The 23,600-nt window shown below is 56.7% G+C and carries 23 protein-coding genes; 18 read left to right on the forward strand and 5 right to left on the reverse strand.

Going from position 1 to position 23,600, the window contains the following annotated elements; genetic code table 11:
• Positions 1–3 precede the first annotated feature (3 nt).
• From MITSMUL_RS01755 to MITSMUL_RS01785, 7 genes are all read left to right on the forward strand, one after another.
• Positions 4–882: a LysR family transcriptional regulator gene (locus MITSMUL_RS01755; RefSeq protein ID WP_005839408.1), complete on the forward strand. Its 879-nt coding sequence runs from the start codon at positions 4–6 to the stop codon at positions 880–882.
• A gap of 41 nt (positions 883–923) precedes the next feature.
• Complete coding sequence (locus MITSMUL_RS01760; protein WP_040635725.1) at positions 924–1,820, forward strand: DUF6282 family protein; 897 nt, start codon at positions 924–926, stop codon at positions 1,818–1,820.
• Between the two features lie 14 nt (positions 1,821–1,834).
• Positions 1,835–2,767: a DMT family transporter gene (locus tag MITSMUL_RS01765; protein WP_169627113.1), complete on the forward strand. Its 933-nt coding sequence runs from the start codon at positions 1,835–1,837 to the stop codon at positions 2,765–2,767.
• A 28-nt stretch (positions 2,768–2,795) separates the two neighbouring features.
• Positions 2,796–3,599 carry a carbon-nitrogen hydrolase family protein gene (locus MITSMUL_RS01770; protein WP_005839415.1) on the forward strand — a complete coding sequence of 268 codons (804 nt, stop codon included), beginning with the start codon at positions 2,796–2,798 and terminating at the stop codon, positions 3,597–3,599.
• Between the two features lie 42 nt (positions 3,600–3,641).
• Entirely contained in the window at positions 3,642–4,514 is an 873-nt protein-coding gene (locus MITSMUL_RS01775; RefSeq protein WP_071599932.1) for a DUF5131 family protein, read from the forward strand.
• A 74-nt stretch (positions 4,515–4,588) separates the two neighbouring features.
• A complete protein-coding gene (locus MITSMUL_RS01780; RefSeq protein WP_005839419.1) occupies positions 4,589–4,981 on the forward strand; it encodes a C-GCAxxG-C-C family protein in 393 nt (130 codons plus the stop codon).
• A gap of 29 nt (positions 4,982–5,010) precedes the next feature.
• A complete protein-coding gene (locus MITSMUL_RS01785; protein ID WP_005839420.1) occupies positions 5,011–5,376 on the forward strand; it encodes an ACT domain-containing protein in 366 nt (121 codons plus the stop codon).
• Between the two features lie 123 nt (positions 5,377–5,499).
• Here the strand turns inward: MITSMUL_RS01785 and MITSMUL_RS01790 are convergent, their stop codons facing one another.
• Positions 5,500–6,396, reverse strand: coding sequence for an AraC family transcriptional regulator (locus MITSMUL_RS01790; RefSeq protein ID WP_005839422.1), 897 nt, complete (start codon positions 6,394–6,396; stop codon positions 5,500–5,502).
• 118 nt (positions 6,397–6,514) lie between these two features.
• Between MITSMUL_RS01790 and MITSMUL_RS01795 the strand changes: the two genes are divergently transcribed.
• From MITSMUL_RS01795 to MITSMUL_RS01805, 3 genes are all read left to right on the forward strand, one after another.
• Positions 6,515–7,675: an MFS transporter gene (locus MITSMUL_RS01795; protein ID WP_005839424.1), complete on the forward strand. Its 1,161-nt coding sequence runs from the start codon at positions 6,515–6,517 to the stop codon at positions 7,673–7,675.
• Between the two features lie 29 nt (positions 7,676–7,704).
• Positions 7,705–8,577, forward strand: coding sequence for a histidinol-phosphatase HisJ family protein (locus tag MITSMUL_RS01800; protein WP_005839426.1), 873 nt, complete (start codon positions 7,705–7,707; stop codon positions 8,575–8,577).
• A 229-nt stretch (positions 8,578–8,806) separates the two neighbouring features.
• A complete protein-coding gene (locus MITSMUL_RS01805; protein ID WP_040635303.1) occupies positions 8,807–9,490 on the forward strand; it encodes a TerC family protein in 684 nt (227 codons plus the stop codon).
• Between the two features lie 47 nt (positions 9,491–9,537).
• On the opposite strand, the gene MITSMUL_RS01810 is transcribed toward MITSMUL_RS01805, so the two are convergent.
• A complete protein-coding gene (locus MITSMUL_RS01810; RefSeq protein WP_005839430.1) occupies positions 9,538–10,917 on the reverse strand; it encodes a DUF389 domain-containing protein in 1,380 nt (459 codons plus the stop codon).
• Between the two features lie 30 nt (positions 10,918–10,947).
• Positions 10,948–12,948, reverse strand: coding sequence for a BCCT family transporter (locus MITSMUL_RS01815; protein WP_005839432.1), 2,001 nt, complete (start codon positions 12,946–12,948; stop codon positions 10,948–10,950).
• A gap of 273 nt (positions 12,949–13,221) precedes the next feature.
• Between MITSMUL_RS01815 and MITSMUL_RS01820 the strand changes: the two genes are divergently transcribed.
• From MITSMUL_RS01820 to pflB, 5 genes are all read left to right on the forward strand, one after another.
• Complete coding sequence (locus MITSMUL_RS01820) at positions 13,222–13,536, forward strand: TIGR04076 family protein (RefSeq protein WP_040635304.1); 315 nt, start codon at positions 13,222–13,224, stop codon at positions 13,534–13,536.
• A complete protein-coding gene (locus tag MITSMUL_RS01825) occupies positions 13,533–14,117 on the forward strand; it encodes a DNA-3-methyladenine glycosylase I (RefSeq protein WP_005839434.1) in 585 nt (194 codons plus the stop codon). The genes MITSMUL_RS01820 and MITSMUL_RS01825 overlap by 4 nt, the downstream gene beginning before the upstream one ends.
• Positions 14,118–14,190: 73 nt before the next feature.
• Positions 14,191–14,703, forward strand: coding sequence for an NUDIX hydrolase (locus MITSMUL_RS01830; RefSeq protein WP_005839437.1), 513 nt, complete (start codon positions 14,191–14,193; stop codon positions 14,701–14,703).
• Positions 14,700–15,434 (forward strand): pyruvate formate-lyase-activating protein, encoded by a 735-nt coding sequence (gene pflA / locus MITSMUL_RS01835; RefSeq protein WP_005839439.1) that lies wholly within the window; start codon positions 14,700–14,702, stop codon positions 15,432–15,434. The genes MITSMUL_RS01830 and pflA overlap by 4 nt, the downstream gene beginning before the upstream one ends.
• Positions 15,435–15,541: 107 nt before the next feature.
• Complete coding sequence (gene pflB / locus MITSMUL_RS01840) at positions 15,542–17,821, forward strand: formate C-acetyltransferase (protein WP_005839441.1); 2,280 nt, start codon at positions 15,542–15,544, stop codon at positions 17,819–17,821.
• An 89-nt stretch (positions 17,822–17,910) separates the two neighbouring features.
• Here the strand turns inward: pflB and MITSMUL_RS01845 are convergent, their stop codons facing one another.
• Entirely contained in the window at positions 17,911–18,879 is a 969-nt protein-coding gene (locus MITSMUL_RS01845; protein WP_005839442.1) for an SLAC1 family transporter, read from the reverse strand.
• A 166-nt stretch (positions 18,880–19,045) separates the two neighbouring features.
• Between MITSMUL_RS01845 and MITSMUL_RS01850 the strand changes: the two genes are divergently transcribed.
• Both MITSMUL_RS01850 and MITSMUL_RS01855 read left to right on the forward strand, forming a co-directional pair.
• Positions 19,046–19,609 (forward strand): hypothetical protein, encoded by a 564-nt coding sequence (locus tag MITSMUL_RS01850; protein WP_040635306.1) that lies wholly within the window; start codon positions 19,046–19,048, stop codon positions 19,607–19,609.
• Between the two features lie 8 nt (positions 19,610–19,617).
• The gene (locus MITSMUL_RS01855) at positions 19,618–20,106 is read left to right on the forward strand and encodes a hypothetical protein (protein ID WP_147653073.1); all 489 of its coding nucleotides are present in this window, start codon (positions 19,618–19,620) and stop codon (positions 20,104–20,106) included.
• A 79-nt stretch (positions 20,107–20,185) separates the two neighbouring features.
• Here MITSMUL_RS01855 and MITSMUL_RS01860 read toward each other — a convergent pair whose 3' ends face one another.
• On the reverse strand, positions 20,186–21,679 hold the full coding sequence (locus MITSMUL_RS01860) for an L-fucose/L-arabinose isomerase family protein (protein ID WP_005839445.1): 1,494 nt from the start codon (positions 21,677–21,679) through the stop codon (positions 20,186–20,188).
• Positions 21,680–22,061: 382 nt separating this feature from the next.
• Between MITSMUL_RS01860 and xylB the strand changes: the two genes are divergently transcribed.
• Positions 22,062–23,585 (forward strand): xylulokinase, encoded by a 1,524-nt coding sequence (gene xylB / locus MITSMUL_RS01865; RefSeq protein ID WP_187115572.1) that lies wholly within the window; start codon positions 22,062–22,064, stop codon positions 23,583–23,585.
• Positions 23,586–23,600 lie beyond the last annotated feature (15 nt).

The following is a 23,600-nucleotide window of genomic DNA, read 5'->3' on the forward strand; positions in this document are numbered from 1 at the left end:
GGTATGGATATCAAGGTATTGCGGAATTTCCTGAAGATTGCAGAGTATGAGAACATCACCAGGGCAGCGGCTGAGCTCCACATAGCGCAGCCACATCTGACGCGGCAACTCCATGCATTAGAGCAGGAGCTCGGCGTGACACTTTTCGTCCGCGAGAAAAAGCGGCTGCACATCACGGATGAAGGGCGGTTCCTGCGCCAACAGGCTCTGCACATCGCGGATTTGGCGGATAAGACGGCCACCCAGCTGCTCGATATGAAGTCGGGGCTTTCGGGGACGTTGTACCTCGGTGCCATCGAGACGGTCGGCATGATCTACCTGCCCACCTGGATTGAGGGATTCCGGGCACAGTATCCCGACGTGAAATACAATATGTGGTCGGGTAACTCCACCGATGTCATGGAGCGGCTCGCGAAACATCTCGTCGATATCGCGCTGATCCGCGAGCCATACGACGCCAATCTCTACGAAGCCATCCATCTGCTGGATGAGCAATGGATGGTGCTCATGCATCCCTCACATCGACTGGCTGTCCAGGCAAAGCACTTCGTTACCTGGGAAGAGCTCAGCCAGGAAGAGCTCATGGTGCCGACACAGCGCATCGAGGAGATCTCCGGCTGGTTTGCAGAAAAGGAACTTCCATGCCGCATTACCTGCGCCTTCTCGCCGCTGGCCAATGCCGTAGCCATGGTCGAGCACAATCTCGGTGTCGCCATCCTGCCGGACTCAGCCTGCCATGCATTGCATGGCCGCAATCTCAAAGCAATCCCCATCGAAGACAGTCCCACATCCGGCGTCGCCGTTCTCTGGCATCGCCAGACGGAATTGACGGGCGTGACCGAACGCTTCATTGCGTATCTTCGCGAGAGAATGCATTCATGATTTGAGAAAAGAGAGCAGAACGGGAAGGAACGATGTTGCTCATGGATACGAAAAATTGTTTGGATGTGTCGAAAGAATGGCTGGCGGGTGCCATCGACATGCATGTGCATGCGGCACCAGACTGTGCCTCACGGAAGTATACCGATGCAGAACTGGCACGTCAATACCATCAGGCTGGTATGGGCGGCTTTGTGAGCAAGTGTCATCACGTGGATACGAGCGGCCGGGCGGCTGTCATAAGAGAGCTCATGCCGCCGCAGGAAGCTGGGATCGTTTACGGCAGTGTGGTGCTCAATCACAGCGTCGGTGGATTGAATCCGTCTGCGGTGATGACCTGCGGCCGGATGGGCGGGAAGGTGGTCTGGTTCCCAACCGTTGATGCGACTAATGATGCCATCTACAAGAGGAAGCATCGGAATCCTGCGCTCGGGCAGTACAATGAACAGCCTTCTGACCAGAAAAAAATCACGATCCTTGCAGAGGATGGCAGCTTGCGGCCGGAGGTCTATCCGGTGCTGGAGGCCATCCGACAGCAGGACCTTGTCCTAGCGACAGGTCATCTTGCCCCGCAGGAAAGCCTGGTCCTGATCAGCGAGGCGGCTGCCATGGGCATCCAGAAATTGCTGGTGACGCATGTCTCGCTGCCTATCACGAAAGCGGATGCCGGATTGCAGCAGGATTTCCTTGACGCTGGAGCATGGCTCGAGCACTGCTTCTATACGCCGTATTATCAGCTCGCCTCCTGGGACGAGATTCTTGCGAGTATTCATCTGGCAGGATCGGAGCACATCATTCTCTCGACGGATTTCGGCCAATGCCAGAGTCCTGACCCCGCTGAAGGACTGCGGCAATTTGCACAGGAACTCCATCGGCGCGGCATCTCTGGTCAGGAAATCCGTCAGATGATGGTTGAGAATCCAAGGGGGCTGCTTGCATGATGCGTATGATACAGATGAAACCACTGCTCTACATGCTGGCAGCAGCATGCCTGTTCAGTTTCACAGAAATCACTCTAAAAATCCTGAATGGGTCGCTGAACTGCCTGGATGTGAACTTCAGCCGCTATATCCTGTCCGGCATCATCCTGTTGCCGCTGGCGCTCCTCGACTTGCGCAAGCGGCAGGTACGCTTGAACCGGACGCATTTCCTCTGGTTCCAGCTGCTCGGCTTCATCGGCATTGCCTTGGTGGGCCCCGCCTATCAGCTGGCCTCATGGCTGCTGCAGGCAAATGTCACGAGCATCCTGTTCTCCCTGAATCCCATGTTCATCGCAATCATGGCCATGGTGGTCTTAGGTGAGCCGCTTTCACATCATCAGTGGGCAGCTTTGCTCTTTGACATCGGCGCGGTATTTGTACTGGTGAATCCGATGCAGATGACGATGGACCCCATCGGCTTGCTGCTGCTGTTCTTCACTATTTTCTGTTACAGCTTTTACGCTGTCATCGGCAAGAAGATGATCGACGAACTGGGCAGCGCCATGGCGACGGCGGGGAGTTTCCTGGCCGGCGGAGTGCAGCTCTTTTTGCTGGCTTGCTGCACGCATATTCCCTTCGTCGCAGAATGGCTTGTGCAGGTCGGGCTGTCTGACTTTGCCGAAGTCAGTCTTTTTGGCGGCTATACCGTCGAGAATATCGGCTGGGTCCTGCTGCTGGTCTTCGGCGTCACGCTGGGCGGCTATATTTTCTGGTTCAAGGCCATGGAAACCGGATCGACCTTCATCGGCAGTCTGACGTATTTCATCAAGCCGGCCCTGAGCCCGTTCATGGCCCTGATTTTCCTCAATGAAGCGATTACCGGCCGCATTCTGCTCGGTGTATTCCTGCTGCTCATAGGCGCAGCAGTGAGCCTGAACAAGGACAAGCCTCAGCCGGCTCTGGATTGATGTTATCTTGGAACGAAGGAGAGAAATCATGATTCGTATTGCCTGCGCGCAGCTGCACTTGACAAAAGACATGGAGGAGAATTATCATAAGGCTCTACTGTACCTGCATAAAGCAAAGCTGGCAGGTGCTCAATTGGTCTGCTTTCCAGAAGGTCAGCTTAGCGAATACACTCCTCAATATGCGGGACTTCCTAAGGAAAATATCGCTATTGCACTGGACCATCCCTATATCAAGGGATTTTGCCATGCCTGTCGGAACGAAGGTATCATCGGGGTGTTTTCGCTAACGCTGACTTGGGACGCGCAGATCTATTCTACGATGATGGTAATCGATGAAACGGGTTGCATCAAAGCAATTGCCAGGAAGAATCACATCGTACGAGCACCGCATTTTTACGAACAAGATTATTTCACACCGGGAGATGATGGTTTTATCGTCGTGCCGACATCTGCTGGGAACATCGGCCTCATTGTTTGCTTTGATCGACATTATCCCGAAAGCTTTCGGACACTGGCGCTCAAGGGGGCGGACGTGGCTATCACTGCTGTTGCCAATGAAACGACAGAGCCGCTAGAGATATTCCAATGGGAACTCCGCATCCCCGCATTCCAAAACAGTTTCTACACGGTCATGGTCAATCGCACCGGCCGCGAGGGTGTCATGGATTTTTGTGGTCAGAGCCTGGTTGCTGCACCGGATGGGACTTTGACAGCTTTAGCAGGCGTGGAAGAAGAACTCCTCCTAGCCAATATGGATTATGAAAAATCCAAGATTCTGCGCAATGAGAAACAATATCTTTCCCTGCGGAGGCGTGACATGTTCGAACTATGATGGCAATGACGCGAGATGAGATGATTGGATTGGAGCAAGAGCATGCATGATATCTGGAACCCCTGGCATGGCTGCGTGCGTGTCAGCCCCGGCTGTGCCAATTGCTATATGTACTTCCTTGACCGGCAACGTGGGCAGGACGGTCGTCATATCTATCGCACGAGCAGTTTTGATTATCCGCTGCAGCGTGACCAGGCCGGACGGTATCGTGTACAATCTGGTGAGCTCATTCGCGTCTGCATGACCTCGGACTTTTTTCTGGCGGAGGCGGATGAATGGCGTGAAGAAGCTTGGAACATCATGTACCAGCGGCCTGATGTCATCTTTTTCCTGCTGACGAAGCGGCCGGAGCGCATCCGTGCGCATCTGCCATCTGACTGGGGTGAGGGCTGGGAGAATGTCTGGCTCAATGTCACTTGCGAGAATCAGGCGATGGCCGATAGGCGCATGCCTGTTTTACTGGATGTTCCCGCCAAACATAAGGGCGTCATGTGTGCGCCGCTGATCGGTCCAGTATCCCTAATGCCTTATCTGCAGAATGGCGCGATTGAGCAGGTCATCTGCGGCGGTGAGAATTACGACGGTGCACGGCCCTGCCATTACGAATGGGTCAAGACATTGCACGATGAATGCCTTGTGCACAAGACGGCGTTCTCATTCATCGAGACGGGAACGCACTTCGTCAAGGATGGACGCTCGTATTTCATCCGGAGCAAGCAGTGCCAAGCGGAGCAGGCCTATCGTTCTGGTCTCAGTTTCGGCCATCTGCCGCGCTTCAACCTGAAGACGCCGATCGGCTTTCCCTTGCAACCATCGGACTGCTATCAGCCTGTATACGACGGCCCCCACTGCAAGCAATGCGGAAGCCGGCGCATCTGCAATGGCTGCAGCCATTGCGGGAAATGCCGTAGGTAGACCTGTTTGCAAGTGGATGAAGATAGCGTATAATGAAGGGAAATACATTCAAAAGGAAATAGGTGAGCATCATCATGGAAATGAAGAATCGCGATAATCGAGCAGAACGGGCTGTGGCGTATAAACACAAGGACTGCAACTGCGCGCAGGCGGTACTGCTGGCCTTTGCGGAAGAGCTCGGCAAATCCGAAGAAGAGCTCCGGGCACTTGGCTCGGGGTTCGGCATGGGCATGGGCTGCACGGAGGCGACGTGCGGCGCGCTCTGTGGCGCTGGCATGGTCATGGGGCTCATGGGCAAGAGCGGCAAGCCGACGGCGGCCATCATGCGCGATATCCTGCATGAGTTCGAGGAAAAAGCCGGTGCCACCATCTGCAAGGATCTCAAAGGCATTGAGACGGGCAAGATGCTCTGCTCCTGCGACGACTGCGTGCGTCACGCCGTGCGCGCTGTGGAGCAGCGCCTCTGATACACTTTGATACGTTAAGGAGAATACGGATGAACCTGAAAAAGATTGATTTCCCGCTGACGGTATGCAAGCTGGATGCGATGGATAAAGTGGATACCAAGTCAGACTTCTTTTTCTTCGCCAAGACGGACGAAGAACTCTCACTGGTCTGCAAGACCGAGGACACGCCATCTCAGACGACGGCGCGCGAAGATGGCTGGCGGGCCTTCCGCATCGAGGGCACGCTGGATTTCTCGCTCATCGGCATCCTGTCCAAACTTTCTACGATCCTCGCCGAAAACAAGATCGGGATTTTTGCTGTCTCTACCTATAACACGGACTACATCCTGATCAAGGAAGAGAACTTCGCAAAAGCGATAGCTATCCTGCAGGAAAACGGCTATACTGTCAAATGAATGAACAGTTGACTCATATTTGGGCACTGAGATAAGAACGACTCTCGTTCAATGTTCTTTAAAGACATTGTGCGAGAGTCGTTTTTGCTGACGGTATATGTATCGCTCATAGCGGGGAAGATGTTATTTGGTGCGATGGGCTGCCCGAAAGCGTTGCGGTGCTAAGCCTGTTGTCCGATGAAAGATCTTGGTGAAGTAACTGATGTCATGGAAGCCTGTCGCAATGGCAATCTCGCTGGAAGTCATATCGGTGGAAAGGAGCAGTGATGATGCCTGCTGGATGCGGTAATTTTGCAGATAGTTCATCGGTGAAGTTCCGACCGTCTTCTTGAAACTGCGCAGTAGGACGCTCTCACTGCAGGCAGCCAGACGCATCAGCGTCTGGTTCGAGATTGTCTCCATGTAATGCTGCTCGATGTACTGCAGGAGTAGTTTCATCCGCTCAAGCAGGCTGACATCGCGAGAAATTGTGGGCGGGGATGAAGGAAGATTCTGGCACAGGATGTGCAGTGCCTTGGAGAGCGCATAGCGTGCTTCGATTGTATAAGCTTCGGTCTCTTGCGTGATGGCATCCCAGGCATGCATCATCAGATGGGCAATTGTCGCATGCCAAGGTTCGTTACCTTCCATGAGCAGGAAAGGCAGATTCTGTCTGCCGTAAAAGGGAAGAACCAACTTCTGCCAGTAGCACGACTGCGGGGAGCCTGCAATCAGGTCGGGATGGACGACGAGCGAGCGCAGGATGCTCGGCTTGCGAAGGGAATGTGAGACAGAGTGGAGGAGGCCTGCATTTATCAGGATACCTGCTCCCTGCCGCAGTGTGATTGGCTCTGTGCCGACATGGAGATGGATGGTCCCGTTGAACGCCAGGATGTATTCAAATTCATCGTGCCAATGGATGGGAACGTCTGTACAGGCCATATCATCTTCATAGCATGCCACGGGAAATAGAACACTGCCGTGCCGCGTGATTTCTTTTTGATTCTTGTCAGTGTGCAGGGTGCAGTGCAAGTTGACCATATTACGTCTCCTTTTATCTCAGATTGACGGTATCATCATATAAAATGCCTGTATTTATCTATGAATTCATATTTAAAGACGATATAATCATATCATCAAGTGAGGAGGAAGACAATACATGGTACATTTGCTCTTAGCAATCATCTACATTGCTTTTATCAGTCTGGGCTTGCCGGACTCACTGCTCGGGGCGGCCTGGCCGGTCATGCACGAAGACTTGGGGGCGCCGCTGTCTTATGCGGGCATCATCTCGATGATCATTGCCTTCGGGACGGTTGTCTCGAGCCTGCAGAGTGACAGGCTGACGCTCTGGCTCAGCACGGGGAAGGTGACGGCCATCAGCGTCGCCATGACGGCCACGGCTTTGTTCGGCTTCTCAGCATCGAGCGAGTTCTGGATGCTCTGCCTCTGGGCCATTCCCTACGGCCTCGGTGCCGGTGGTGTGGATGCCGCCCTGAATAATTATGTGGCGCTTCACTGCAGGAGCTGGCATATGAGCTGGCTGCACTGCATGTGGGGCGTCGGTGCGGCGACAGGGCCGTACATCATGGGCATGGCGCTCGAGATGGGGAAGGGATGGCCGGCGGGCTACCATATCATCGCGGTGATGCAGGTCGTCCTGACCATCATCCTGTTCGCCAGCCTGCCGCTCTGGAAGGAGCGAAAGGATGAGGTGCAGGCAGATCCTGGACACAAGCGCAAGCCGCTCTCACTGCGCGAGATTTTCCGGATACCGGGTGCGCGTGAGATACTGGTCGCCTTTTTCTGCTACAGTGCCGTCGAGCAGACCTGCGGGCTCTGGGCGAGCAGCTTTCTGAATCTCAGCAAGGGCATCTCGGCAGAACAGGCGGCGAGCTTTGGCGCGATGTTCTTCATCGGCATTACGGTGGGCCGCGCTATCAATGGCTTCCTTGCGATGCGCATGCACGACGAGAGCATGATTCGGATGGGGCAGGTACTGATCTTGTTCGGTATCGTGACGGTGATGCTCCCCGCAGGTGATGCAGTCGCGCTGGCCGGCCTGATCCTGATTGGTCTGGGTTGCGCGCCGATTTATCCCTGCATCATACACTCAACTCCAACTCATTTTGGCAAGGACAAGTCACAGGCCATCATCGGCGTCCAGATGGCCGCTGCTTATATCGGCACGATGCTCATGCCGCCGCTTTTCGGCATTTTGGCCAACCATCTGTCGATATCGCTGCTGCCAATCTACTTGCTCGTGCTCTTAGCCATCATGGCGTTCATGCACGAGCGCCTCATCCAGAAGACCCGTTGAGCGAAGCCAAGAGAAAGGGGATATAAGACATGTATGCAGATTACCATTTACACAGTGAATTCTCTGATGATTCTAAGGAGCTGATGGAGCGCCAGGTTGAAAAGGCCATCAAACTGGGACTCGATGAGATGTGCTTCACCGATCATGTGGACTACGGCATCAAACGTGACTGGGATGACCCGCGCGGCATCGAGTGGCGGCAGGGCGACGGCATCTCTTCAGGAGATGCGGCGCGCGAGCCGCTCGCCAACGTCGATTATCCTCGCTACTTTGCTAAGATAGCACGCATACGGGCTGCCTATGGCGATGCGATCAAGATCCGCTCGGGGCTGGAGTTCGGCATCCAGTCCATCACGGTGGACGATTATGAGCGACTCTTTGCCAAGTATCAGGATGAGCTGGATTTTGTGCTGTTCTCGATGCACCAGGTCGACAATAAAGAATTCTGGACACAGGATTTCCAGCGCGGGCGGAGCCAGAAAGAGTACAATGAAGCGTACTACGAGGAAATCCTCAAGACGATGAAGGCCTTCAAGCATTACTCCGTCCTGGCGCATCTCGACCTCCTGGTCCGCTATGATAAGGCAGGCCGCTATCCCTTTGACAAGGTGAGAGACCTCGTGGCCGAGATTCTCAAGCAGGCTATCGCAGATGGCAAGGGCATCGAGGTCAATACCTCATCCTGGCACTATGGCTTGTCTGACACACAGCCGAGCCGTGAAATCCTGCATCTCTACAAAGACCTTGGCGGACGTATCATCACAGTTGGCTCTGATGCCCATCAGACTTCCTATCTGGCCGACCACATCAAGGACGCCTATGCGATTCTTCGCGATGAGATTGGCTTTACAGAAATCGCGACATTTGAGCATATGCAGCCTATTTTCCACAAGCTCAGATGATTTTGTGGATTGACAGCAGCTGCCTCCATCTGTTATACTGATGCTACAAACGAATAGCGAAGGGGAGTAACCTCTTTGGCCTGCCGTCAACAAGCATGCCGCGCGAGCGGCTGGTGGCAGCGTTACACACATTGATGTAATAGGTGAGACTTTCGCATGATACCCGGATTCCCGGATACCATGCGGAAGTCTCTTTTTGTTTGACTACCTGAAGAAAGGAATCAATCACATGGAAATCTTATCGATGCAATTCCTCATGGCCCTCGGCACGATTGTCCTGATGGACCTGCTGCTCGGCGGCGACAATGCCGTCGTCATCGCGATGGCGGCGAACAAGCTGCCGGAGAACCTGCGCAAGAAAGCCATCCTCATCGGCACGGCCGGTGCCGTCATCATCCGCCTCGTCATGACGCTCGTGGCCGTCTGGCTGCTGACCATCCCGTACCTGCAGGCAATCGGCGGTCTGATTCTCTTGCCGATTGCCGTGAAGCTGCTCGTGCCGGAGAAGAAGGATGAGCACGTTGAATCATCGGACAGTCTCATGGGCGCGGTCAAGACCATCATCATCGCGGATGCCGCGATGGGCGTCGACAACGTCCTGGCCATTGCGGGCGCGTCGCACGGCAGCTTCCTGCTCGTCGTCTTCGGCTTCCTCATCAGCATCCCAATCATCGTGGGCGGCAGCACGCTCATTGGCAAGATCATGGATCGCTTCCCCATCGTGCTCTACGCCGGCGCCGGCCTCCTCGGGTGGACGGCGGGCTCCATGATCGCCCACGACAAGATCCTCGGCACGATGCTCACGAGCACCGTCGGCGACTGGGCAGCCATCGCCATCCAGGTCATCCTCGCCGCAGGCGTCATCCTCATTGGCTTTGCCATGAGCCACCGCGCCAAGAGCCAGACGGCCTGATCCTAGAGAAAAACCTGCCCTCACCTTGATGGTGAGAGCAGGTTTTTTTACGGCCAGGCGATGCCGTCGCCGTAGAAATCACTGGGATGATCTGCAGTCTGGACGGTCATGAGGACAGGCATCTCGACTTGGGCGGCAATCCACTTCTGCAAGCGGTCGGCTTCTTCTGGGCGGAGCGGCTCTTTGACGATGACCTCGACCATGAAGCGCTTGTGATCCACTTTTTTCTCCGTTTTTGGCTGATCCTTTTGGGGCGTTACGGATGTCAATGTGCCGCCCTGGATGGAGAGGACCTCGGGGAAGAGAAGAGGGCCCTGCTGTGTGAGGAGCTCGATGGTCTGCTGGTCTGCGCTCGCGCGCTTGTAGGCTGGGTAATACTGCGCGGAGAGGTTCTTGTAGGAGACTTCCTTTTCGGAAGCGCTCTGCTTCTCAAGCCGTGCATTGATGAGATTCTGGACTTGCTCGCGGTCGAGTTCGCGCTGCCCCTGTATGACGACGAGTTCGAGGTCTTGGAGCCTGTTGCGCGCGTGCAGTTCGTCCTGCAGGGTGGCAATCTCTTTCTCGGTCAGCAGCGTGCCCACGAGATCGACGGTGAGGACGTGGCCCTTTACGGTGTAGGAGACAACACTCGTCGTCTGGAAGTCCATATCCTCGCTGATGAAGCTCTTGACCTGCATGTCGCGCAGATTCTCCTCGACCATCTGATAGGCGAGATAGATGCTCGGCGCCGTGATTAAGATGCCGAGAGCCGCCAGGATGAGGCGCTGCCGCTGGAATTGTGAGGCCTCGACATCACCATGCGATGGGACGCCGAGGAGTTTGAAGACGAGGAAGGCCGCGAGTGCGATGAAGAAGGCGTTGATGAAAAAGAGGTACATCGCGCCGAGGAAGAAGGGGTAATGGCCGGATGCCAGCCCGTATCCTGCTGTGCAGAGTGGCGGCATCAGAGCGGTGGCGATGGCCACGCCGGGGATGACATTGCTCTTCTCCTGACGCGTATTGCCAACGGCCCCCGCAATGCCGCCGCACAGGGCGACGATGACATCCCAGATGGTGGGAGAGGTGCGTGCCAGAAGCTCGTCCGTCGAGTAGGCCAGCGGCGAGATGGCGAAGTAGAGGGAGGCCGTCAGGATGGCGAAGCCCACCTGGAAGGCTAGCTTGATCATGGACTGCCGGATGAAGTGCACATCGTATGTGGCCATGCCGTACCCGATGGCCACGATCCCGCCCATGAGCGGGGAAATCAGCATGGCGCCGATGATGACGGCGACGCTGTTCATGTTCAGGCCGACACAGGCAATCATGATGGCCATGACGAGGACGATGAGATTCGTCCCCGATACCGTCGCATCCGCAAGGATGCGCTGGTTGATTTCTTGGATGGAGGCGGCGCCTCCCTTTAGATTGAATAGATCACGCCACATCATTTCATCTCACATCACCTTTCACCGGAGACGTCACGTCTCATCGTTCTTCTTGTCGAATAGGTACAGATTGTGCTTGCTGTTGGCAATCATGCGGATATAGCGCTCGTACTGGCGCAGGACATCAGTCAGCAGTTCCTCGCGGCGCATGTACTTGAGGCTATAGCCGCGCCTGCCGTCAGCAAAGTAGCAGACCGGCTCGAAGTCATCTACTGTATTCATCTTTGGGAGGAGGTCGGAGGAGACGACCATCTTGGAGATGGCGTGTTCCTTGCAGCCAACACCGTAAAGGAAGTCGCGGAGACGGCCGCTCTCGACGATGAGTTCGCAGTACGAGAGTCCGTTTTCTTCACCGCTGCGAATCTGCACGGCAATCCCGTTCTTTGCGAACTCCGCCTGCAATTCCTCAAAGGCGGGGGCAGCGACATCGCGCAGGAAGGCGCGTACATCCTCGAGCGTTCCTGCGGAGACAACTTTTTTCAGACGTGCCTGCCAGTGCTTTCCGTCCCAGTAGGCCGTGCTCTTGGAGAGGTTCCGGCTGAAATACGAGTCATCTACCCAGAGGCCGCGCAGCAGGCAGAAGGCCATGACGACCATGATGAGGGAAAACGGCAGTGCCATGATGACCGTCATGGTCTGCAATGCTTCAAGCCCGCCAGAGTAGAGCAGGCCGATGGCCAGCACGGCGAGCATGCTTCCCCAGAGGATGCTCTGCCATCTCGGGAAAGTGCTCTTACCCTGCGAGGCGATGGAGTTGATGACGAATATGCCAGAATCGGCCGATGTGATGAAGAAGATTGCGATGACCAGGATGGCTGTCAGCGACGTGATGGTGGAGAGGGGCAACTGGTTGAGGAACAGGAATAAGAGGCGGTCGGTCGCATCGGCTGCCTGCGTCAGCATGCCTGCCGTCTGCGCATCCATCCAGATGGCACCATTGCCGAAAACCGTCATCCAGAGCAGGTTGAAGACCGTCGGAATCAGCAGAACACAGACGACGAATTCGCGGATCGTGCGTCCGCGGGAAATTTTGGCGATGAACAGGCCGACGAACGGTGCCCAGGAAATCCACCAGGCCCAGTACATGATAGTCCAGCTCGTGAACCACTCTTCCTTGGTGCTCTCATAGGCAAAAGTGCGGAAGGACAGCTCTACGATGTGCGTCAGGTAGTATCCGATGTTCTCGGTAAAGGCGGCCAGGATGTAGACTGTCGGCCCTGTCAGCAGCACGAAGAGCATGAGGGTGATGGACAGGATCAGATTGCCCTGGCTCAGGTAGCGGAGCCCTTTGCCAACGCCGGAGATAGAGGACAAGACAGCAGCTCCGATGGACAGCAGGATGATAAAGATGAGGCTCTGGAAGGATACACCAGACAGTGCTCCAACTTCTCGTAGTCCGGCATGGAGCTGCATGGCACCGAACCCGAGCGTGGTCGTCAGGCCAAAAATCGTGGCGCAGAGTGCCAAAATGTCGATGATTGTGCCCGGCGTGCTGTAGATTCGATGCTTGAGCAGGGGATAGAAGCCAGAACGGATGGTCACCGGTAGACGGTAACGGAAGCCGAAATAGGCCAGAGAGAGGCCGATGATCCCGTAGATTGCCCAAGCGTGGATTCCCCAGTGGAACAGAGTGTTGAGCATGGCTTCCTTTGTCTGCATGACAGGCGAGGCCATGCTGTGAAGTGGCGCCGAGAGATGTGATATCGGCTCTGCCACGCCGAAATACATCAGGCCGATGCCCATGCCCGCAGAAAAGAGCATGCAGAGCCAGGAGAAGAATGAATACTCGGGCTCCTCGTCATCGTCGCCCAAGCGGATATCGCCGAGCTTGCCGAGACAGAGCACGACGAGGAACAGAAAGAAGAAGGCCACGCTGAGGATGTAGATCCAGCTGAAGGAATTGAAGAGTTCCTGCTTGAGAAACGTCAGGACGGCTTTCGCACCCTCAGGCACGGCGATGCATCCCAGTGCAACAGATGCAATGATGATAAGACTCGGTATAACGATATTTTTCTGTAAATTTGTTCGATACAATAAAAAGCCCCCTTACAAAGAAATAGACGGAGCCTGTCGGTGAACAGACTCCGCCTTGTAATCCAATATGTTTTTCTCTATTATATCAGATTTACAGGTGAAATGCAAATTACTGCATCTATTTGACATTGTGTAAATGACTGTGGGGAATCACTGGGCAAGTTCTTCGATGATACGGGTCAACTCATGCACTTCGCATCCTTGTTTTTTTGCTTATTATATGCTAGATTTCACTATAAGACAAATGCATGCAATCGTGTTGGAGGGATGATGATGAAAAAGGTGCGGATCACGGTGATGCGCAAGGCTTGCTATGAGGATCTCATGGCAAAATACGAGAATCCGATTGAGGATGCCTGCACGGTGGAGGAAGGGCAGGTGTTCATCGCGGACGGCTGGAGGCGCCCGGAAGGGCTTTGCGAGAGCGCTTGGGAGACGATGTCGCCGTTTGTCATGGGGCTCGCGCATGGGGCCGAAGATTTCTACGAAGGCTGGATGAAGAATCCGCGCTCGGCGATGATCTCGTGCAACGATGGCTTCCGCCCCGTGAGCTTTCTGCTGGAGACGATGGAGGAAGACGCAACATGACGAAGATGATATGGCCGGATGGCAAATGCCGCTGTTTCTGGGCCAATCCGAAGAATGAGCGCTACGTGCGCTATCATGACGAGGAGTGGGGGCGGCCTGTGCATGATGATGGCAAGCTCTTTGAACTGCTGCTCTTGGAATGCTTCCAGGCGGGTCTCTCGTGGGAGTGCGTGCTCAATAAGCGCGAGGGGTTCCGGCGGGCGTTTGCGGGCTTTGATCTGGAAAAGGTCTGTGCGTTCACGGCAGAGGACGTCGAGTGGTTGACGCAGGATGCTGCCATCATCCGACACCGCCGCAAGATTGAGGCGGCCATAGGGAATGCGCGCGTCTTCCACTGCATCCAGCAGGAGTTCGGCAGTTTTGACTGCTATCTCTGGCAGTGGACGGAGGGGAAGACCGTGCACGAATATGGCCGGACGACTTCACCGCTCTCAGATGTTCTCGCCAAGGACCTCAAGAAGCGCGGCATGAGATTCGTCGGCTCCACGACAATCTACTCGTACCTGCAGGCCGTCGGCGTCATCGAGTCGCATGAGCCCGATTGTTTCTTGTCAGGCAGTCGGGATTTTCATCAAACATAAATCGAACATAACTGGTGATGCGATATTGGCCGTGGTATAATAAGCGTGACATATCGACGAAAGAGGTGCAGGCATGGAATTCTGGGATATTTATGACAGCGAGAAGCGGGTCACGGGGCGCAAGATGTTGCGCAATGACTGGCACATGAAGCCGGGCGATTACCATCTGACGGTGCTGGCCCTGATACGCGATGCGGCGGGGCGCATCCTCATCACGCAGCGCAAGGCCGACAAGGAATGGGCCCCGCTCAAATGGGAGATTCCTGGCGGCGGCGTCCGGGCCGGTGAGACGTCGGAGCAGGCTGTACTCAGGGAAGTCGCGGAAGAGACGGGGCTTCGTTTTGCACCGGAGCAGGGGCGCTGCATCCATACGTACCGCAGTGACAGCCCGGCTGAGCAGAATAATTACTTCGTGGATATCTATGAATTCCGGGGCGACTTCACGAAGGAGGATGTCAAGATCCAGGAAGATGAGGTCGAGAGCTTCCGCCTGGCCACGCCGCAGGAAGTCCGCGCGCTCGGCGAAGCGGATGATTTCCTGCACTACAAGCGGTTGGCGCACGTCTTACCGGAGGAGGAAGCATGATGATAGAGGGTCGCGTCCATTCCATCGAGACGTTTGGCTCGGTTGATGGGCCGGGCACGCGCTTCATCATCTTTTTGCAGGGTTGTGCGATGCGCTGCCTCTACTGCCACAATGTGGATACCTGGGATGCAAAAAAGGGCGGCGAGCTGCGGACGGCAGATGATCTGCTGGACCAGGCAGAGCGCTACCGGCCTTACTGGGGGCCGGAGGGCGGCATCACGGTCAGCGGCGGGGAGCCCTTGCTCCAGCTGGATTTCCTGCTCGACCTGTTCCAGAAGGCCAAGCGTCGGGGCATCAACACCTGCATCGATACGGCGGGGCAGCCTTTTACGCGGCAGGAGCCATTTTTCAGCAAGTTCAAGGCACTCATGGAGGTGACGGACCTCTTGCTCGTGGATGTGAAGCACATCGACCCGGAGGCCCATCGCAGGCTCACGGGGCAGCCCAACGCGAACATCCTGGACATGTTCCGCTACCTGTCGGAAATCCACAAGCCCATCTGGGTCCGGCAGGTGCTGGTGCCCGGCTATACCGATGACCCGGCTGCCCTGCAGCGCACGCGGGACTTCCTGGACACGCTGACGAATGTCGAGCGCCGTGAGGTGCTTCCGTATCACAACATGGGCCTCTACAAGTGGGAGAAACTCGGCATTCCCAACAAGCTCAAGGACGTGAAGCCCCCGTCGGAAGAGGCAGTGCAGAAGGCCAGGGCAATACTGGGGGCTGTTTAAGCGGCGTTGATTTTCGTCAAAGAATCGAGCCGCGAAACGTAATAAGATGAAGTCGATGAAACGATGACGCGTGAGATACGTATAGAGTATAGAAAGGGAGGTCCGCGATGAACGGAATGGATAGAGACGTTGCGTGGAGAGGTTTCAAGGGTGTGAAGTGGACGGACGATGTGAACGTCCGGGACTTCATCCAGAACAACTACACGCCGTACGATGGCGATGAGAGCTTCTTGGCCGGGCCGACGGAGGCGACCAACAAGCTCTGGGGCCGCGTGCAGGAGCTGCAGAAAGAGGAGCGCGCCAAGGGCGGCGTGCTCGAATGTGAGACGGAAGTCGTCTCGAGCCTGACCGCCTATGGGCCCGGCTACATCGATGATTCCCTGAAGGATTTGGAGCAGGTGGTCGGCCTCCAGACGGACAAGCCGCTCAAGCGTGCGTTCATGCCGTACGGTGGCATCCGCATGGCGGAGGAGGCCGCTGCGACGTACGGCTATCAGGTGAATCCCAAGTTCCACAAGATCTTCACGGAGTACCACAAGACCCACAATCAGGCCGTCTTCGATGCCTATACGCCGGAGATGCGCAAGGCGCGCCATAGCCACATCGTCACGGGCCTGCCGGATACTTATGGCCGCGGCCGCATCGTCGGCGACTACCGCCGCGTAGCGCTCTACGGCCTCGATTTCCTCATCGAGAAGAAGAGCGAGGACCTTGCCAACTGCGGCTGCGGTGTCATGACGGACGATGTCATCCGCCAGCGCGAGGAGATCGCAGAGCAGATCCGCGCGCTGAAGCAGATGAAGGAGATGGCCAAGATCTACGGCTACGACATCTCGGCGCCGGCCAAGAATGCCAAGGAAGCCGTCCAGTGGCTCTACTTCGGCTATCTGGCCGCGGTCAAGACGCAGAACGGCGCAGCGATGAGCGTCGGCCGCATCTCCACCTTCCTCGACATCTACATCAGCCGCGACCTCGCCGAGGGGACGCTGACGGAGGAGCAGGCGCAGGAGCTCATCGATCACCTGACGCTGAAGTTCCGCATGGTGAAGTTTGCCCGCATCCCATCGTATAATCAGCTGTTCTCCGGCGACCCGGTCTGGGCGACGCTCGAGATGGCGGGCATCGGCATGGACGGACGCCACATGGTCACGCGCAATGACTTCCGCTTCCTCCACACGCTCGAGAACATGGGGCCGTCCCCGGAGCCGAACTTGACGGTGCTTTATTCCTCGGCACTGCCGGAAAACTTCAAGAAGTACGCCGCTCGCATCTCCATCACGACGTCTTCCATCCAGTACGAGAACGACGATGTGATGAAGCCGGTCTGGGGCGACGACTACAGCATCTGCTGCTGCGTCTCTGCCACGCAGACGGGCAAGGAGATGCAGTTCTTCGGCGCGCGTGCCAACCTTGCCAAGTGCCTGCTCTACGCCATCAACGGCGGCAAGGACGAGAAGTTCCTGACGAAGGACGGCAAGCACATGCAGGTCGGCCCGGAATACGCGCCCATCACGTCGGAGGTGCTCGACTACGATGAGGTCATGCACAAGTTTGACCTGATGATGGACTGGCTGGCAGGGCTTTACGTGAACATCCTGAACCTCATCCAGTACATGCACGATAAGTACTACTATGAGGCCGCCGAGATGGCCCTCATAGACACCGATATGCGTCGGACCTTTGCCACGGGCATCGCGGGCTTCTCGCATGTCGTCGATTCGCTCTGCGCCATCAAGTACGCCAAGGTTTCCACCGTCCGCGATGAATCGGGACTCGTCGTCGACTACAAGGTGGAGGGTGACTTCCCGAAGTACGGCAACGACGATCCGCGCGCCGACAAGATGGCAGTCTGGCTGCTCAAGACCTTCATGACGAAGCTGCGCAAGCATCACACGTACCGCAACTCGGAGGCGACGACGTCCATCCTGACCATCACGTCGAACGTCGTCTACGGCAGCGCCACGGGCGCACTGCCCGACGGCCGCAAGGCCTACACGCCGTTCGCGCCGGGCGCAAACCCGTCGTATGGTGCCGAGCAGAACGGCCTGTTGGCTTCGCTGAACTCTGTCGCGAAACTGCCGTATGAGTACGCGCTCGACGGCATCTCGAACACGCAGACCATTGCGCCGGAGACGCTCGGCCATACGGAAGACGAACGCGTCGCCACGCTCGTGCGCGTGATGGACGGCTACTTCAATCAGGGCGCACATCATCTGAACGTCAACGTGTTCGGCGTGGACAAGCTCATCGACTGCATGGAGCATCCGGAGAAACCGGAGTATGCGAACTTCACCATCCGCGTCTCCGGCTACGCCGTGAAGTTCATCGACCTGACGCGCCAGCAGCAGCTCGACGTCATCTCCCGCCGCGCTCATCAGCGGATGTAAGCCAAACAAGAAAAAATCCCCTGGCTCAAGCTGCGCCGTCCAGAGTGGTACGACGCAAAGGCGTGAACCAAGGGAAAAGAAAGAGCCCATCATGCGATGCGGCTCTTTTTCTTTCTGCTTGTGATGACGAGCAGGAGCGTCTCGCCAATCAGCAGCGCGATGACGGTCGTGCCGAGCATGACGAAGAGGTGGCCGAGCAGGGCGAACGAATCGTCGAGCGCGGCGCATGAGAGGCGGAAGCCGACATTGACCATGGAGGCCATGGCGAAAGAGAAGGCCCAGAGCGACATCGAAAGGCCGAGGCGCAGGACCCAGGTCATGAGGCGCACCATGAAGAAGAGGTTGAGCAGGCCGTAGCCAATCAGGCCGAGCACGACCATGTCGATCTGGCCGCCGTTGCAGGAGAGGTAGGCCGAACTGCCGACAAAAGCCGGCGCGAGCTGGATGCCGAGCAGCGGGCGCTGCTCGGCATCCAGGGGCTCACTCGAGCGCAGGTGGTAGAGGTAGGTGGCTTCCAGGCTCATCCACGAGAGGAAGCCGGCACCAAAGAAGACATAGCCCCAGTGCGAGTAGCCGAAGGCCCCGAGCGCGATGGCTGAGGCGAAGTTCGCGCCGACCGTCGGCATGTACATGGCCGGTGTCTCCATCTCCGATGGCGTGTTGCCGTGCCACTGCTCGCTGACGTGGTAGGAGCTGAACAAAAGCTGGCCGGCCACACCGATGAACAGGAGAATGTGGGCGGGCAGCGAGGCATAGGGATAGAGCGCGACGCTGGCAAGCCCCGTCGTGATGGGGATAAGCGTCAAAAACGGATTCTGGAGCTGCAGCAAGAGCTCGCGTGAGACGCCATTGCTGCTGGACAATATCTGATGGATGTAGCGAGACAGCAGGAAGAGCCAGAGGCATCCCGTCAAGAGCAGGATGGTCTCGCCGATGGCGGGCGGTATCGAGAACATCTTTGCAGCGTTGCGCCAGGCGATGCCAAGGGCAAAAAGACCTAAGGTCATGCTGAGCGTCGAGACGGACGCCTGTGGCTTGGCTTCTGTTTCCATGTCCATACTGAAATCCTCCTCGCGATAGTATTTTTTTATTATAACATAGTAAATGGATAGGTGGAGAGATTTTTCGTGGATGCCGACAGAATTTCACTGCGAGGATGGAGATAGACTAGTGTTTGTGATAAAATCTAAGCAGAATCATGAATTAGATGAATGGGGGAATACCATGAAGAAGATCAGTACATGCTTACTGGCGCTGCTCCTGCTGTTGGCGCCCATCTCGGTCACGCAGGCAGCGGGCCTCAATGAATTGACGGAGACGAAGGTGCAGCTGGAGGACAGCCTCGATGCGGATGGCTTTGCCGCGACTTACAACAAGGTCAGTGCTTATCCGATTGCCGGGGACCTGACGAAGCGCGTTCAGGGCAATTACATCTCGTACTTTGCTGGGATTGACGCGAGCACCGTCATGATCATCAACGCGAATCAGGTCGGCCGCCTCTCGAACATCGTCATTGCGCATCACGGCGCCATCGATGCGGCCGAGCAGGAAAAGCTGCGCATCGTCTTCGACTGCACGCTGACGGCACTCGGTCTCAAAGCCGATGAGAACAACCTTTTCTTCGCCAATCAGGCCTTTGACCGCCTCTCGCTGACGAATGACACCCTGTTAGCCGCTCGCCTGCCGCGCGAGGAGACGAAGCGCACGTGGACCTTCCTCAAGGCAGTCAACCCGGAGAAGCAGGTCACGACCATCCTGATTGAAGCCGTCGTGGACCAGAATCCATGAGTGAGAACATGGAGAAGACAATTGGCGAAGTCGGGCGCGTCGACTGGTCGCATTTCTCGCTCGCAGATTTCTTAGAGCTGCGCTGGCGCCTGCTCCATGACTGGCAGGCCGTGCTGCCGGGCGGCGAGTACTTCGGCCAGGCGCGCATCGGCGACGTCTGTTACGACATCCAGATTGAGTGGCTGGCTGATGATGAGCTCGCGGTCACGATGAGCCCGTTCTTCCCGCATGATGGGGATTCCGCCGAGCCGCCCTATGATGAGCTCGTGTCCGGCATGCCCTACGACACCCAGCACGGCGCAAGCCTCATCAGCAGCCGCAGGAGTTTCCTGGAGCTGACGTACGAGAGCTTCATCGACCTTGCAGAGCACAGTATCCTGGAGACCGTCGCTCGCTTCCCGCACCTCCAATCCGCCGCATCGAAGCAGACTGGCTTCTGGGACCGCCACGACGCGATTCTCTGCAAGATCCGGGAACAGGATGATGAGGATAGGTGAATATGAAAGAGAGCCACAGGCCTAAAATTTGGTCTGCGGCTCTCTTTTCTATTGGTAAGTTTTTGAAGGGAAGTCTTTTTTATGCGAAGGGGTTCTCGCTCGGGTAGAGCATGCCCTTTGGCTGGTTGAAGGAGACGTCGGCGACGCCGAGGTACTTGAGGACGGAGAAGATTGTCTTGCCGAAGTGGCCGAAGGCGACGGCGCCGTGATGCGGGAAGTGCTTCTCGATGAGAACGTGGCGGTAGAAGCGGCCCATCTGCGGGATGGCGAAGATGCCGATGCCGCCGAAGGAGTTCGTGGCAGCTGGCAGGACTTCGCCCTCGGCGATGTAGGCGCGCAGCTGGCCGTCGGACGTGCTCTGGAGGCGGAAGAAGGTGATGTCGCCGTCGGCGATGTCGCCTTCGAGGGTGCCGCGCGTGATGTCCGGTGTGTTGCCGTTCTCGAGCAGGCGGTTCTGGATCAGCTGGTACTTCACGCCGCCTTTGCGGAGTTTGCAGAGCGGGGTGTTGCCGCAGTGGAAGCCCATGAAGGTATCCTGGAGCGTGTAGTCTTTCGTCCCCTTGATGTTTGCCTCGAAGAGGTCTTTCGGCACGGAGTTGTTGATGTCGAGCAGTGTGACGGCATCCTGCGAAACGCAGAGGCCGATGTACTCGGAGAGGGCGCCGTAAATGTCGACTTCGCAGGCGACCGGGATGCCGCGCGAGACGAGGCGGCTGTTGACGTAGCACGGCTCGAAGCGGAATTCCGTCGGGAAGGCTGGCCAGCACTTGTTGGCAAAGGCGACGTACTTGCGCGCGCCCTTGTGCTCTTCCATCCAGTCCATGAGCGTGAGCTCATACTGTGCCATGCGTGGCAGCAGGTCCGGGTACGGGTTGCCGCCATCGGTGCCGAGCTCTGCCGTCATGTCGGCGACGACGTCCTTGATGCGCGGATCGTTTTCGTGGGCGCGGTAGGCGACGAGCAGATCGAGCTCGGAGTTCTCCTCAATCTCGACGCCGAGGTCGTAGAGCGGCTGGATTGGGGCATTGCAGGCGAAGAAATCCTGCGGGCGCGGGCCGAACGTGATGATCTTGAGGTCCTTGAGGCCGAGCAGCGTGCGTGCGACGGGCTGGAACTCGGCAATCATGTCGGCGAGCTCTTCGGCCGTGCCGACCGGATACTCGGGGATGAAGGCTTTGAGGTGGCGCAGGCCGAGGTTGTAGGAGCAGTTGAGCATGCCGCAGTAGGCATCGCCGCGGCCGTTGATGAGGTTCTTGCCGGTCTCTTCCGCAGCGGCCACGTACATGACCGGGCCGTCGAACTCGCGGGCAATCAAGGTCTCCGGCGTTTCCGGGCCGAAGTTGCCGAGGAAGACGACGAGGGCATTGCAGCTGGCGTCCTTGGCTTCCTTGACGGCGGCCAGCATGTCCTTTTCGTTCTCGACGGTCTTCTTCACTTCATATAAGTCACCGTACTTCTTCGTGTAGGCCGAGACGATGGCCTGACGGCGGTTCTCCGAGAGGGAGATGATGAAGCAGTCACGGCTGACCGAGATGATGCCGCATTTGAGATCGGGGATATTGCTCATGTTCATGGTGTAACGCTCCTTTAGATTGCTTGACTTCTGATACCATACACAGTGTCGAAGATTGACGATTTTTCTTAGCGTGCATGTGCACGCTCATCACGGTTATTAGAATAGCACTGGCGGAAGGATTTGTCAATTGTTTTATTCGATTTTTGTGTTATTTATGCTCGCTTTATGTAGAGATGACCATTTTCTACTAATTAACGGCGCAAAAAAGCGATGAGATAAACGATAAATGCGCTGCAATCGTGAGACAATCTGTTGAATACGATGAAATAAAAATCAAATTATCGTATTGACGCGCGATTTCTCTTGTGCTATATTGAGTACATGGAAAGCGTTCATGTGCACGCAAAAAAATGAGGCGGGCACAAAGGAGGAAGAAATCATGCGCTATCTGATTGGTATTGATATTGGCACTTCGGCAACGAAGACGGTCTTATTCGATGAGAAATGTCATGTCGTCACGTCGGCTTCGCAGGAATATCCGCTCTATCAGCCGCAGAACGGCTGGGCGGAGCAGGAGCCGCTCGACTGGTACAATGCGGTGCTGGTGACGATCCGCAAAGTCGTCAAGGATTCCGGCGTCCCCGCGGAGGACATCAAGGGTATCGGCCTCTCGGGGCAGATGCACGGCCTCGTCATGCTCGACAAGGACAATGCAGTCATCCGCCCGTCCATCATCTGGTGTGACCAGCGCACGGGCAAGGAATGCGAGGAGATCACGGAGCGCGTCGGCCGCGAGCGCCTCATCGAGATCACGGCGAACCCGGCACTGACGGGCTTCACGGCGTCAAAGATTCTCTGGGTCCGCAACCACGAGGCCGAGAACTACCGCCGCTGCCGTCACATCCTCTTGCCGAAGGATTATATCCGCTTCCGCATGACGGGGGAGTATGCGACGGAGGTATCCGATGCGAGCGGCATGCAGCTCTTAGATGTCCCGCACCGCTGCTGGTCGGATGAGATCCTCGAGAAACTCGACATCGACAAGGCTCTGCTGCCGAAAGTCTACGAATCGCCGGAGGTCACGGGCACCATCAGCAAAGAATTTTCGGAAAAAACGGGATTGTCAGTAGATACTGTCGTCGTCGGCGGCGCTGGCGACAATGCGGCAGCGGCGGTCGGTACGGGCATTGTCTTTGAAGGGCGGGCCTTCACGACGATCGGCACGAGCGGCGTCGTCTTCGCGCACACGAGCGAGCCGCACATCGACCCGAAGGGCCGCGTGCACACCTTCTGCTGTGCGGTGCCGGGCTGCTGGCACGTCATGGGGGTCACGCAGGCGGCGGGCCTCTCGCTGCGCTGGTTCCGCGATAATCTCGCAGAGAGCTATAAGGACAAGGCGGTGCGCCTCGGTGTGGACTCCTATGACCTCATCAATGAGGATGTTGCGAAGGTGCCGATCGGCAGCCGCCGCCTGATCTACCTGCCGTACCTGATGGGGGAGCGCACGCCGCATCTCAATCCGAACTGCCGCGGCGTGTTCTTCGGCCTCTCGGCCATCCACACGAAGGCAGACATGCTGCGCGCCGTCATGGAGGGCGTCAGTTACTCGCTGCTCGACTGCTTCGACATCCTGCGCGAGATGAAGATCAACGTCAAGGAGATGATGGCATGCGGCGGCGGCGGCAAGAGCCGCATCTGGCGCCAGATGCTCGCGGACATGTACGGCTGCGAGGTCAAGACGATCAAGGCACAGGAGGGACCGGCCCTCGGCGTGGCCATCCTCGCCGGTGTCGGCGCCGGCATCTTCCCGGATGTACAGACGGCATGCAAGGAATTCATCGAGCAGGATACCTGGTGCCAGCCGGATGCCGCGGCACATGCCTACTACGAGAAGGGGCACGCGCTCTATCAGAAGCTCTATCGTCAGCTCAAGGACTGCTACGAGGACCTGGCTGCTTTATGAGAATAGGTGTATTTA

The organism is Mitsuokella multacida DSM 20544 (assembly GCF_000155955.1).
Taxonomy (GTDB): Bacteria; Bacillota; Negativicutes; order Selenomonadales; family Selenomonadaceae; genus Mitsuokella; species Mitsuokella multacida.